The following is a 13,827-nucleotide window of genomic DNA, read 5'->3' on the forward strand; positions in this document are numbered from 1 at the left end:
AAACTGGACGCATTTCATGAAAATCACAAAGCTGACGACCTATATCGTTCCGCCGCGCTGGCTGTTTCTCAAGATCGAGACCGATGAGGGCGTCGTGGGGTGGGGGGAGCCCGTGGTCGAGGGGCGCGCGCTCACGGTCGAAGCTGCCGTTCACGAGCTTTCGGACTATCTCGTTGGCAAGGACCCATTCCTGATCGAGGACCATTGGAATGTCCTTTATCGAGGCGGCTTCTACCGCGGCGGCGCCATCCATATGAGTGCGCTCGCCGGCATCGATCAGGCGCTTTGGGACATCAAGGGCAAGGCCCTCGGTCAGCCCGTCCACTCTCTGCTTGGCGGCCAGTGCCGTGACAGGATCAAGGTCTATTCTTGGATCGGCGGCGACCGCCCGAGCGATGTCGCGAACAATGCGCGCGAGGTGGTCGCCCGTGGCTTCAAGGCGATCAAGCTTAACGGCTGTGAGGAGATGCAGATCGTCGACACCAACGAGAAGATCGACAAGGCGGTAGAGACGATAGGGCTCATCCGCGATGCGATCGGCCCTCATGTCGGCATCGGCGTCGATTTCCACGGGCGGGTCCATCGCCCGATGGCGAAGGTTCTCGCCAAGGAGCTTGAGCAGTTCAAGCTCATGTTCATCGAGGAGCCCGTCCTTTCGGAGAACCGCGAAGCCCTGAGGGAAATCGCCAATCATTGCTCGACGCCGATCGCACTCGGCGAAAGGCTCTATTCGCGCTGGGACTTCAAATCGGTTCTCTCCGACGGCTTTGTCGATATCATCCAGCCGGACCTTTCTCATGCCGGCGGGATCACCGAATGCCGCAAGATCGCCGCTATGGCCGAGGCCTACGACGTGGCGCTGGCGCCGCACTGCCCCCTCGGGCCGATTGCCCTTGCCGCCTGCCTGCAGGTCGACGCGGTCAGCTATAACGCCTTCATCCAGGAACAGAGCCTCGGCATCCACTACAACGAGGCGAACGACATCCTCGACTACATCTCCAACAAAGAGGTCTTCGCTTACGAAGACGGCTTCGTTTCCATTCCGCAGGGTCCCGGTCTCGGCATCGAGGTCGACGAGGCCTATGTGATGGAACGCGCGAAGGAGGGGCATCGCTGGCGCAATCCGGTCTGGCGCCATTCGGACGGCAGTGTGGCCGAGTGGTGAGAACTAGGCGCCGATCGAAGGGGGGCAGGGATGAGTGACCGGCTTAAGGGTAAGCGGATCATGGTGACCGGTGCTGCGCAGGGTATCGGCCTTGCGATTGCCGAAGCGTTCCTGTCGGAGCGGGCGGCACTCTTCCTCCTCGACCGCGACGGTCCCCTGCTTGAAAAGGAGGCGAAGCGCCTGCAGCGGCAGGGGCAGTCGCTCGCCTACGCCGAGGCCGATATTACGGATGCGGAGGCGATCGAATCAACGCTGTCGGCAGCCGCTTCGTCGATCGGTCCAATCAACGCGCTCGTCAACAATGCCGGGGTCAACGTCTTCTCGGAGCCGCTGGAGATGAGCAATGCCGATTGGCAGCGCTGTTTCGACATCAACCTCCGTGGCGCCTGGAATTGCTGCAAGGCGGTTCTCCCCAGCCTTATCGAGCAGGGCGGCGGGGCGATCCTCAACATCGCCTCGACGCATGCATTCACCATCATTCCGCACACATTCCCCTATCCAGTCGCAAAGCACGCGCTAATCGGTATGACGAAGGCGCTCGGCATCGAATATGCGTCGAAGGGGGTTCGCGTGAATGCGCTGGCACCGGGTTATGTCTTGACCCAAAAGGCGTACGACTACTGGAACAGCTTTCCTGACCCGGCGGCAGCCGAGGCGGCAACCCTGAAGCTTCACCCGGGCGGCCGCATTGCGACGGCAGAAGAGATCGCCCGCGCCGCCGTCTTCATGATTTCGGACGAGTGCCCTTTCATGAACGCGACGTGCTTGACGGTGGATGGCGGGCTCAGCGTCCTGCATCATCCGGCTTGAAGCCGGCGCCGCCACGGCAGGCGCCCACAGCCGTGGCTGGCGACCCGCTCGCCCATTGCCCGAGTAATAACGCTGAAGCACGTGGCGGACTGATTCCGATCGATGGCCGAGTATGTCGACGGCGACGTGTCGATGGTATCGGAATTCCTTGACCTCGTGTCGCTTGGAACCGCCTTTCCCTTTCAGGAAATGTCGGCAAACGATCGTTGTGAACGTCGCTAGAACGAGTCCGCTGGCGGTGAAGGATTCCGTGGCTTTGACAGGTGAGCGCTCCTGTAATTATCGCTACTGGGCCCAGCGGTAGTAAGTGCCGGTGAAACCAGACCTCTGGACGACGGAAAATAGATGCTTTGGTTCCGTTTGTGAAAGTCTCAGCTGTTGAGCTCTGCCACGTGCTCAAAAAAACTGGTCGTTGACAATTTTGATGAAAATGCCCCTCTTGCATTGCCTCGGAACCAGATTTGAGAGGCAAGTTCATGCAGCATTTTCCGTATATAGGCTCCGGTCCATATTGCTACGCGAACGCCTTCGCGATGATGTTTGGCAAACACGCTCCATCCACCGCAAGCATCGAGTTCGCCACAGGTAGCCCTTTCGGGATGCAGCTCGTCGGCGGGTCTCTGCCCTTCTTCGATCCCTTCGGCTGGACGCCTGAGGCTGGCTTCAATGCCGCTCTCGATGCCATGGGCTGGACGTCGTCCGTCATGAGTGCCGGGAATGCCGGAGATGCACTCGAGCGACTCCGATCTCAACTCGTCCACGGTCCAGTCTGGGTCGGTCCGGTAGAGATGGGCTGGCTTCGGTACCAACCGGGCAAGGACGGCCCAATCGGCGCAGATCACTTCGTCGTCGTCATCGGCATCGCGAATGATAGGGTGCAGTTGCATGATCCGCAGGGATACCCATTCGCAACATTGCCGATCGGCGATTTCCTGACCGCATGGCAGGCGGAAACCATCGACTATGGAACGCCCTTCACCATGCGTTTCGGTTTCCGACAAGTACGCGTTGTTGATGAAGACGATGTGATCAGAGCGTCGCTGCCTGCCGCGATCAGGTGGTTGTCCATGCAAAGGCCGCCACACCTCCCCGAAGGCACCATCGGTAATGGCGAGGCGGCCGAGGCATTGGCGAGCATAATCGACGCGAGGTGCGACGAAGACTTGCGTGCACACCTGATCCACTTTGCAATCCGCGTTGGCACTAGACGGCTCGCCGATGCCGCCACTTGCCTTTCCCGGATTGGCTATACAGACGCTGCTCATATTGCTTCGGAGCAAGCGGCCATGATAGGGGCATTGCAGTATCCCATTGTCACCGGCAAAGACGCGGAAGCGGCAGATCTGCTTAGGCGGCTGGCACCGACATACCAGCTTCTTCTGGAGGCTTTGCGGTCGCGCTGACCTCAGTCGCGTGGCCGTTTTCCAAGTTGCGAGCCGAAAGGCAGCTGGCCCGAAAGACTATAACCCCCCCTTTGGGCGTGCACCGTGGCACGAGCAGGCTCGGGTAACTGCAATGGGCAGAGAGCAGCCGCACCCTTGAGAGTCTTTGGCGCAGCGGATCTGACAGATTTCCCCCCGCTACGGAAATGGCTGTCGTTTACATCAGCGGGGACAGCGCGGCCGAGTGGGCGATCAACGGCGTCCCGAACGACATAATGCTTGAGAAGCCGTTCGCGATGGCGGAGATGATAACTGCTGTTGACCAGCTTCTGAACGACCGTTCGACCGGCCCTGCAAGCGCCTGAATTCCGCCCCGCGATGTATTGCTGGTGGCGGCTGTCGAAGGAAGCTGCTGATCAAGATGATTCCGGGTCGGTTGGATCCGGATGCTTGGCGACGGCGAGACTGGCATCCTCCAATTTGCCTGCAGTTGCTTCCGGTGCGCTGCCAATGATGGCGCGGCGTAGTGTTTCCGCATACTCCCGTCCTTCATTGGCCCGCCTTCTGTTTGCGGCGGCGGCGGCGGCGAACCCGCTACGATGCGCATCTTGCGCCATTTTTTCGCTGAGAGTCACCCTTTCCTCGATGATCCGAAGGGCAACTCTCAGAGTCTCGTCGACGGCGCCTTCCGACTCCGCAGCCAAAGCCTCGGACGTATAGGCATGCCCGACTTGACAACGAAATCGCAGCGGCGGCCAACTCTTGATCTGCGAGAGTACGCCGCCGCAGGCCGGACACGAGATCGGGACCGGGTTCGCAATGGTTAGCATTGTCTCGGAACCGATCTGTCGGCCGAATGCGATATCGACCTCAAGTCTGATTTCGGCGGGGACGGGAATTGGCGGACCGGCCTCTTCGCCGGTGAGCTCAACGAGGAGTGCAGCGAGACCGTCGAGAGGAGCGCGGTAATCGACGTCGCTTGCCCTTAGGGCGCCCATTGGCATGTCCGGCGCAACTGCGTCGCTTGGATTCTGGACGACTGTCACCCCACCGCACCGCTTGAAATCGGCAAGGCCAGCGGCCCCGTCGTTCAACAGCCCCGTGAGTACGACCGCGACTGACCGCGGTCCGTATTTCAAACCGATTGATCGAAAGAGAGGGTCAACCGCCGGTCGGGCCAGGTTCTCGCGGGGCCCGCGGCCAAGCCGGATGACGCCGTCAATGACGAGGAGGTGGTGGTCTGCCGGCGCAACATAGACGTGCCGGCGCTCTACAGCCTCCCCGTCAACTGCAGTCGTTACAGGAATTCCGGAATGCGCGTTGAATATCTCGGCGAGTAGATCTTTTCCGCGTGCGCCGACATGTACGACGACGAATACAGCGGCGGCGAAGTCGCCCGGAAGTTTGCCAAGCAAGTGCTTCAGGGCTGCCACCGCGCCAAGCGAACCTCCTATGGCTATGACGTCTCGGCGGCCCATCGTATGCTCCATCGGGCAAAAACGTTCGACGAGCGGATAAGTTCGATCGCGGTGAGAATCTTAGTCGGGGAAGGGAAGATTTTCCCAGCCGATACTATCGGCGCCGATATGTCAGCTGATATAAGAGGATCGTGCCGGATGCGTATAATGGTGGCCACCTCCGGCCTCGAAGGTTGCCGATATTCCCCGCAGAGGAAGCATAGCCGGGCAGGCGGCTCGTTCCTGTGCGGTGCCGGGAGGATGAGCATGGGTCGAGAATTGGATCCTCCGATTGTCGCAATCGGAGCCTCTGCGGGTGGCATTCAGGCTCTTCAGACCTTCTTTGATCTTATACCGAATGACACGGGCGCCACCTTCGTCGTCATTGTCCATCTCGATCCGCACGCCAGAAGCGAGCTTGCGAACATTTTGGCGGCACGGACGCGCATGTCGGTTACACAGGTCGAGGACCAAGCGCGCCTTGAAGGCAACCACGTATACGTCATTGCGCCGAACCGTCAGCTTAAGATTGCCGACGGTACGATAACCGCGCTCCCCTTCGAAGAGCCGCATGCCCTCCGGGCGCCTATTGATCTTTTCTTTCGGTCGCTCGCCGAGGAGCATGGGAGCGAACTTGCGGTCATTCTCACTGGTGCCGGGGCGGACGGTGCGATTGGGGTGAAGGCTGTCAAGGAGGCGGGCGGAATCGTGCTCGTCCAGGATCCTGAAGAGGCAGAATATGCCTCCATGCCGCGCAATGCCATCGACACTGAGGTTGCAGACTTCGTGCTGCCTATCCGGGAGCTTCCTCATCGGGTGGCTGAGTTGCTCGCCGATCGTGATCAACTTCCGTCCGAGCCGTTCCACGCAGACGATGACGATATGATCGGGCGAATTCTCGCCCATGTGCGCGGCCGAACCGGACACGATTTCTCCCAATACAAGCGGGCTACGATTTTGCGGCGTATCGGACGGCGAGCGCAAATTGCCAGGCGGGAGACCTTTGCGGACTACTACAACTACCTGCGTGAGAATCCCGAAGAAGCCCAGGCGCTGTTCAGCGACTTTTTGATTTCGGTTACGACGTTCTTTCGCGATCCCTCGGCTTTCGAGGCTCTTGCCGAACGAGTCATCCCGCAATTGTTTGACGGAAAAGAAGTCGCCGACGCGATCAGGGTCTGGGTTCCGGGCTGCGCCACCGGTGAGGAAACCTATACGATGGGCATGCTTCTGCTTGAGGAGGCGGCACGCCGCGACCTTTCGCCGGAAATCCAGGTCTTCGGCTCAGACCTCGACGCACAGGCACTGCGCATCGCGCGCGAAGGACGATACCCATCGACTATCGAAAGCGATCTCTCGGAGGAACGACTGCGCCGGTTCTTTCAGCGTGAGGGAGATCACTATCGAGTGCGCCGCGAGTTGCGCGATGTGGTTCTCTTTGCCAGCCACAGCTTGCTCAGAGACCCGCCGTTCTCCCATCTCGATATGATTTCCTGCCGAAACCTGCTGATCTATCTCGATCGGCAGCTGCAGCAGCAGGTGTGCAATACGTTTCATTACGCGCTCAACGCAGGTGGCTTTCTCTTTCTCGGATCGTCGGAAAGTGCCGACCACCCCGGGCTCTTCCTCACTGTGGATCGCGAGGCACGTATCTACAGGGCTGTCGCAGGCGGCGGTGCTCGACGACCCATGGTGCTGCCGGCGCTGCTTGGTCCACATAAGCCGGAAATTAAATCGACCATCATTCGGATGCCGGCGGCAGGGCACGTCAGCGACGCAGCGGTACACCGCCAGATGCTCGAGAAAATCGCTCCTCCAAGCATGCTGGTCGATGAAAGTCACCACGCGATTCATCTTTCGGAAAACGCCGGACGCTTTCTCCAACCCTCAGGTGGCCCCGTCAGTACCGACGCGACGGATCTCGTGCGCGAGGAATTTCGCTTCGATCTAAGAGCGGCGCTGCACCGGGCCTTCGAGCGGAATGAGCCCACGTTGAGCATGCCCATCCTTGCTGACCTGGACGGGCAACCGCACCGCGTCTACCTGCAAGTGAAGCCGGTGGTCCAAGGGACGGAACGCACCCGGCATGCCCTTGTGCTTTTTATCGAAGGCGAGGCAATCGACAAAACCCAGGAGGTCGTGCTCGATACGCTTGATGGGCGCCCGACGATCGACGAGGCGATCCGCCGCTTGCAGGAGGAGCTGCAGCTCGCGCAAAACCGGCTTCGCCTGACCAGCGAGGAGTCGGCCACCGCCACCGAAGAACTGCGGGCTGCCAACGAAGAACTGCAGTCAATGAACGAGGAATACCGTTCGACGGCCGAGGAACTGGAAACGAGCAAGGAAGAGCTCCAATCGATCAATGAGGAGCTGCAAACCGTCAACAGTGAGCTCAAACTGAAGCTGGAAAGCATATCGCGGGCTCACAGCGACTTGCAGAACTTGATGGCCGCGACCGACATCGCGACGCTTTTCCTCGACCCGTCCCTTCGTATCAAGCGTTTTACCCCGCGGCTGACGGAGATATTCAACGTCACGCCGAGCGACGAAGGCCGGCCGATCACTGATTTCACGCATCATCTTAAATATAAGAGACTTTCTGATGACGCACGCGCGGTGCTCGAGACGCTCACGCCAGTCGAGCACGAGGTGAAGAGCCGCGATGACGGCTGGTATCTGGTGCGGATGCGCCCCTACCGCACGATGGAAGACAAGATAGACGGCGTTGTGGTGACCTTCGTCGACATCAGCGAGCGGCGCCATGCCGAAGAGGCGGCGAAGGAGAGCGGGCAACGCCTTGAGCAGGAAATGCGGCTCGTCGAGCTTTCCCGCTCACCGATATTCGTGTGGGACTTTGACGATGGCATAATGCAGTGGAACCGCGGCAGCGAGGAACTCTATGGCTATTCGCGTGAGGAGGCGCTTGGAAGGCGCAAGGAAGAACTGCTAAAGACGGCCGTTCCCGGCTCGTCCTTTGACAAGCTCAGGCGAACACTCAGCCAAAAGGGCCGTTGGAGCGGCGAACTGAACCATACCACGAAGGACGGTCGAGTGCTGACGGTAGAGAGCCAGATCGAGCTCGTGCCGTTTGGCGAGCGCCGGCTTGTGCTGGAAAGCACCCGCGACATTTCCGACCGCAAACGCTGGGAGCGGCGCGGGCAGCTCTTGCTGAACGAGCTAAGCCATCGGGTGAAGAACACGCTCGCTGTCGTCCAGTCGCTGGCGCGCCAGACGCTCCGCACAACCCGATCGAGCGAGGACTTCGTCGAGCGCTTTGAAGGGCGCCTCGCAGCACTTGCGAGTGCCCATAAGCTGCTTGTCGATTCTGAATGGCGCGGCGCCGAGCTTGACGCACTGGCGCGAGGGCAACTCGATGCCTACGCCGGCAGCGATCGGCGCCGACTGCAGATCGAGGGCGAGCCAGTGACGCTGCCGCCGGACCTCGCTACACCGTTCGGTCTCGTGCTCCACGAGCTCGCGACCAATGCCGCGAAATACGGCGCGTTTTCTACTGGAATCGGACAGGTCAGGCTCAGTTGGAAACTCGGGAACAACGGCCGGAACCTTGGGGTTATCTGGCAAGAACGCGGTGGCCCGCCGGTTGAGCCTCCGAGCGAGCAGGGTTTCGGCGGCGTTCTGATCGAGAAGAGCTTGCCAGGATCTACGGTTCATCGCGATTTCCAACCGGATGGCGTCGTCTGCACGATCGACATCGAGCTTCCGGAGATCCCGCCAGATGGCGCGGAAAAGTGAAGACGGCAGGCTTCTTGAGGGCGCCAGGGTCCTGGTGGTCGAGGACGAGATTTGGATCGCTCTCGACTTGGAAGCAGCATTTCTCGATGTTGGAGCTCAGGTGGTGGGACCCTGCGCGACCCTTGAGGCCGCATTGGTGGCGGCGAAAAATGAAGCGCTGGCGCTCGCGGTGCTCGACATTCGCTTGGGTACGACAACCACCGAGAGGGTCATCGATCTCCTCAACGAGAGGGGCATTCCATTCTTCTTCTATAGTGGCCAAACGCTACCCGACGACATGCGAAAGAAAAGCAACGGCGCCATCGTCATCGCAAAGCCCGCCACGCAGCAGGATATTGTTGGGACGGCCGCAGGAGTGCTTATAGCCTCGAACCTGCCGCCTTCGCCCTTGTAAGCTCCCGATGGTTGCAGCCAATCACAGCGGCGCTGATGATCGGTGGCGATTGTGATTCATATAGGAGGGTAGGCAGCTTCGAACAGTCTCCGCGCGGAGTACACCGTTTACAGGTCGGAGCACCCGAAATTGCCCGACATTTGGCGGGCGACGACGGAGTCGAAAGAGGCAGGAGCCCTGACCGTCTCCGGTCAGGGCTTTCTGTACCAATTGGATTTCCGCAATATAGAGCAAGGACACGGAAATACGGTCCACCGCAAAGCCCACTACAAGCAATGGCTAGGCTAGAAGATGTGTCGTTGCATGCTTGATCTTATACGAAAGTATTAGCCATTCCAGTAACAATTTAGGGGTTTTCGGTAACCCTATTTTACTGTCAGTCCTCCGAGGTGAACCAAGGGCCAAATGGGACGTCGGGAGGCCAGCCCTGCAAGCGTGGTTCCGCGAACTGACGAGCTTAATCTCTGCCGGGTCCACAACGGAAAAATGCGCCGATAAGGAGGTGCGCCTTGTCGACGCCCCGTGAGAATGGGAAAACGCTGCGCAATCGAATGGAACCCAGGTTTTTCAGGCGATCGCGAGGACAGATATCCGATTGTTGTTCGAACCCTTCGAAGTGATCACCGAAAACCTTCTCGACTTTATCGAGGAGGTCTACAACAAACGACGGCTCCATTCAGCGCGGCTACTTAGGCCCCAAAAGCCAAGGATCAACATCTTCGGCAGACTGGCAATCAATAGCCTGCTCTATGTCCAAGGGGCGCACTCCAATAAGGGGCAATATTCAATTCCCTTCAACAAATCCCATTCCTGGGATCAGCGTTTTAACCGTTGGGGAGGAAGATTGTTTCGCTGCTGCGCCACTGGAAAGACCGGCTGAAATCCCGTCTGTCGGAGAGTGTGCGCGACCGACCATCGGTGGGCGACAGCGGGGCCGATTGTAAGCTTCAACTTCTGTGTTCGGCTGCCTCAGCGCGAACGCGCCTGAGCTTGATGCGTCGACTTCGGCAATCGCTCTCGGGGTCACGGAAAATCGGCGCCCGGAACAAACGCCTTCCTGCTCGATTACAGGCAGACCTGCCACTTTACGGTCGTGGGATGATGGTAAAAAACTCTCGGATAACGCTTTCATCGGCGCTGCTGGAGCCGCGAAAGGGAACGCCAAGTCCGCGGTTGGAGGAAGCCGAGTTTCGCCGTCGCTTCCTCAACCGGTTTCAGGATCCTGCCTTCGACAGTCTTCGGTCGGAACTGGATAAGGTAGCCTCGGCGGCTTGGGATGCCTATGAGCATCAGCGAAAAGCGCCTCGCACCCAAAAGGCCGGCGGCCCCATTCAAGGATCCGGAGTACGAGCTTTCCATCGACTGGCTTGCAGCGCGTGATGCGGTTCACGCCGCGCAATTGCGTCACCTGGATGCCAGGGGTCCAGCGCGCATCCATTGATCAGCGGGTCGTCCCGTAGCGAGCACACTTGTCCCGGCGAAATGTCGAAATCCTATCGGCTGATGCGGATCGCACAAGAAGCGATCGATCAGGCGGCCGGGGTCAAGACGACAGTCCTCGAACTACATCGCCTTGCCGCCGAATACGGGCGAATGATCCACCCCTGCAAGGTGCAAATTCCGAGGCAATCCGCCCCCTGATTCCGAAATGATCTCGCCCCCCAATTCCGAGAAATAGTCGCCCCCTGATTCCGAGATGATGCCGCCCCCATCGGAAAGCATCTGGCGTGGGTGTTCTGCTGGTGTGAAGTTTCTTCCTTCGACGTGACGAGGAAGGAACGGGATGCCTGCGGAGAGACTGGAGATGCGGCGTGTCCGCGAGATATTGAGATATCGCTTCGAACAAGGACTTGGCCACAAGTCGATCGCGGTTCGGGTTGGAGCTGCGCCATCGACGGTGCGCGAGACGCTTCGGCGTGCGGCCATTGCGGAGCTATCGTGGCCGTTGGGTGACGACGTCAGCGATGCAGTCCTGGAAGCGGCGCTTTACAAGGCAGCCGGGACGAAGACGGGTCATCGTCGGAGCCCTGAGCCGGACTGGGCGCAGGTCCACCGCGAGCTGAAGCGCAAGCATATGACGCTGCAGATCCTTTGGGACGAATACATCAGCCGTTATCCGGAGGGCTATCGCTACAGTCGCTTCTGTGACCTCTACCGCGGCTGGGCGATGAAGTTGCCTGTGACGATGCGGCAGGATCACGCGGCCGGCGACAAGCTGTTCGTCGACTACGCCGGCGACACGGTCACGGTTGTCGTTGATCGGCTGTCCGGCAAGACACGGCAGGCGCACCTGTTCGTGGCGGTTCTGGGAGCATCCAGCCTTTCATATGCGCAGGCACGTTGGAGCGAGGCGCTTCCCGACTGGATTGAATGCCATATCCTGGCGCTGGAGTACTTTGGCGGTGCGCCAGCCTTGCTGGTTCCCGACAATGCCAAGGTAGCGATCATCAAGGCCTGCCACTTCGATCCCCAGGTCAACCGGACGTATTGCGGGATGGCGGCCCATTATGGCAGCGCCGTCTTGCCGACGCGGCCGCGACGCCCGCGGGACAAGGCGAAAGTGGAAGCTGCGGTTCGTATCGTCGAACGCTGGCTATTGGGCCGGCTGCGCCATCGCATCTTCTATAGTTTGGCCGAGGTCAATGCGGCGATTGGCCAATTGCTCCATGATCTCAATGATAAGCGCGTTCTGCGCCGTGTCGGCGCCACGCGCCGCCAATTGTTCGAGGAGCTTGATCGTCCGGCTTTGCGACCGCTGCCTGTCGAACGTTATGTCTTTGCCGAATGGCGTATCCGGCGCGCCGGGCTGGATTATCACGTCGAGATCGAGCGGCACTATTATTCCGTTCCCTATCGCTTTGCCCGCGAGCAGGTCGAGGCTCGTATCACCGCCAATACGATCGAGATCTTCCACAAGGGCGAGCGAATTGCCGCTCACCGGCGCTCCAGCGGCAACGGCAAGCACACGACGATCCCCGATCATATGCCCTCTGCGCATCGCCGCTTTGCCGACTGGACGATTGAACGGATTCAACGCGAAGCCTCTGCGATGGGGCCGGATGTTGCGCTGTTGTGCGAGCGCATTCTTGCCGACAGGCCTCATCCCGAGCAGGGCTTTCGAGCTTGCCTCGGCATCATCCGCCTCAACAAGAGCTTCGGCCGCGACAGGGTCAATGCCGCTTGCGGCCGTGCGTTGGAGATTGGCGCACGAACCTATGGCTCGGTGCGATCCATCCTCGACAATCACCTTGACCGGACGGCTGCCTCAAATGGAGCGGCGCCGCATGAACCGATCCATCACGCCAACATCCGCGGACCTCGCTATTACCACTAAGGAGAACGAAAGATGCTTGCCCATCCAACACTGGATAAATTGAATGCCATGGGCCTGGCCGGCATGGCAAAGGCCTTTGGCGAACTTGTTGCCAACGGCGAAGCCGAACATCTCTCGCACGCCGAATGGCTCGGACTGCTGCTCGAACGGGAGTGGAGCTCCCGTTACGATCGGAAGCTTGCGGCACGCCTCAGGTTTGCCAAGCTTCGCCACCAGGCCACCCCAGAAGATGTCGACTATCGCGCCGACCGCGGCCTCGACCGTGCTCTCTTCATGAAGCTGCTCGGTGGCGACTGGATCAACGCCCATGACAATCTGGCCATTTGCGGACCCTCGGGTGTCGGAAAGAGTTGGTTGGCTTGCGCTCTCGGCCACAAGGCTTGCCGAGACGATCGCTCAGTTCTCTATCAGCGTGTCCCAAGGCTGTTTGCCCAGCTTGCGCTCGCGCGTGGTGATGGCCGCTACGCCCGCCTGCAACGGACCTTAGGCCATGTTCAGCTCCTGATACTGGATGATTGGGGGCTCGAGCCGCTCAACGAACAGGCCCGCCACGACCTGCTGGAAATCCTCGAAGATCGCTATGGACGCAAATCAACGATCATTACCAGCCAACTTCCCGTGTCCGCATGGCACGGCGTCATTGGCGACCCAACCTACGCCGATGCCATACTCGACAGGTTGGTCCACAATGCCCACCGCATCGAATTGAGCGGCGATAGTCTGCGCCGAAATCTACCGCGCAAAGCTTGACACCTCGCCTGAATGAACTGACAACAATCATCGCCTGCAGACCCCACTAAACAGGGGGCGAGATCATCCCGGAAACCGGGGGCGCAATCATCTCGGAACAAAGGGGCGGCTTCATCGGAATCGGCATGCAAGGCTTGCTTTTCCACTTCGCCGGCGCTCTGTCACTGGCCATGCTCTTGCTATCCCAACTATTCGCTTGGACAGGTCGACGACTGGATGAACGAGATCTATCCGATGTGGGTCGAGGCCCACGGCATCATGATTGTCACCCCGGTCAATTGGTACCAGGTCTCGTCCCCGATAAAACTGATGATGGACCGGTTGGTTTGCGCTGACGGCGGCAACCCGGATCCGACCGCAACGCAGGGTAAAGATGCGAAGCTTGCCAAGGCGCTCGAGCTCGAAGGCTGGAACTACCCTCGGCATCTCGCAGGACGGCTCTTTTCAGTTATCGTTCATGGTGACGTGGAGGGAGCGGAGAACGTTCGGCGCAGCCTGTCAGACTGGCTTTGCTACATGCATCTGGAACCCGCCGGTCCATTGGCGGAGTTGGATCGGTATATCGGCTATTGGAAACCCTACGCATTGAGCCATGAAGAATTGGATGCCGACGAGGCGGTGCAGGAAGAGGTACGCAACGCAGCGCGAACATTGGTTGAGGCGGTTAGCGCCAAGCGAGCCGGAAAGCTGGTTTCGGCAGGAAGACAGCTTTCGGCGCCACGGCAAAAGTAGTCGAAGGTTTGAGGTTATTTACGCCTTTGCAGGAGATTACCCCGGCAGAA

Annotated in this window: 9 protein-coding genes and 2 pseudogenes; 10 read left to right on the forward strand and 1 reads right to left on the reverse strand. The window is 59.6% G+C overall.

From position 1 onward, the window contains the following. The first annotated feature begins 16 nt into the window (after positions 1-16). The 4 genes from dgoD to JOH52_RS24960 all read left to right on the forward strand — a co-directional run bounded on the left by dgoD (position 17) and on the right by JOH52_RS24960 (position 3,722). On the forward strand, positions 17-1,165 hold the full coding sequence (gene dgoD, locus JOH52_RS24945; RefSeq protein WP_014527427.1) for a galactonate dehydratase: 1,149 nt from the start codon (positions 17-19) through the stop codon (positions 1,163-1,165). A gap of 30 nt (positions 1,166-1,195) precedes the next feature. Then, positions 1,196-1,975, forward strand: a complete 780-nt coding sequence (locus JOH52_RS24950) for an SDR family oxidoreductase (RefSeq protein WP_010975372.1) — start codon at positions 1,196-1,198, stop codon at positions 1,973-1,975. Positions 1,976-2,451: 476 nt separating this feature from the next. After that, complete coding sequence (locus tag JOH52_RS24955; protein WP_014530680.1) at positions 2,452-3,378, forward strand: hypothetical protein; 927 nt, start codon at positions 2,452-2,454, stop codon at positions 3,376-3,378. 185 nt (positions 3,379-3,563) lie between these two features. Next, positions 3,564-3,722, forward strand: a complete 159-nt coding sequence (locus JOH52_RS24960) for a hypothetical protein (protein ID WP_014530679.1) — start codon at positions 3,564-3,566, stop codon at positions 3,720-3,722. Between the two features lie 51 nt (positions 3,723-3,773). On the opposite strand, the gene JOH52_RS24965 is transcribed toward JOH52_RS24960, so the two are convergent. Continuing rightward, positions 3,774-4,835, reverse strand: coding sequence for a chemotaxis protein CheB (locus tag JOH52_RS24965; protein ID WP_017271720.1), 1,062 nt, complete (start codon positions 4,833-4,835; stop codon positions 3,774-3,776). A gap of 246 nt (positions 4,836-5,081) precedes the next feature. Between JOH52_RS24965 and JOH52_RS24970 the strand changes: the two genes are divergently transcribed. The 6 genes and pseudogenes from JOH52_RS24970 to JOH52_RS24990 form a co-directional block, all read left to right on the forward strand. Then, complete coding sequence (locus tag JOH52_RS24970; protein ID WP_014530677.1) at positions 5,082-8,567, forward strand: chemotaxis protein CheB; 3,486 nt, start codon at positions 5,082-5,084, stop codon at positions 8,565-8,567. Beyond that, complete coding sequence (locus tag JOH52_RS24975; RefSeq protein WP_014530676.1) at positions 8,551-8,961, forward strand: response regulator; 411 nt, start codon at positions 8,551-8,553, stop codon at positions 8,959-8,961. Before JOH52_RS24970 ends, JOH52_RS24975 begins: the two co-directional genes overlap by 17 nt. A 1,098-nt stretch (positions 8,962-10,059) precedes the next feature. Continuing rightward, positions 10,060-10,572 (forward strand): annotated as a pseudogene (locus JOH52_RS35240) (NADPH-dependent FMN reductase); the annotation flags it as partial. Positions 10,573-10,765: 193 nt separating this feature from the next. Then, entirely contained in the window at positions 10,766-12,295 is a 1,530-nt protein-coding gene (gene istA / locus JOH52_RS24980) for an IS21 family transposase (protein ID WP_209566067.1), read from the forward strand. A gap of 12 nt (positions 12,296-12,307) precedes the next feature. After that, positions 12,308-13,045: an IS21-like element helper ATPase IstB gene (istB, locus tag JOH52_RS24985; protein WP_012477343.1), complete on the forward strand. Its 738-nt coding sequence runs from the start codon at positions 12,308-12,310 to the stop codon at positions 13,043-13,045. A gap of 126 nt (positions 13,046-13,171) precedes the next feature. Continuing rightward, positions 13,172-13,777 (forward strand): annotated as a pseudogene (locus JOH52_RS24990) (flavodoxin family protein); the annotation flags it as partial. Between the last annotated feature and the right edge of the window lie 50 nt (positions 13,778-13,827).

Source organism: Sinorhizobium meliloti (assembly GCF_017876815.1).
Taxonomy (GTDB): domain Bacteria; phylum Pseudomonadota; class Alphaproteobacteria; order Rhizobiales; family Rhizobiaceae; genus Sinorhizobium; species Sinorhizobium meliloti.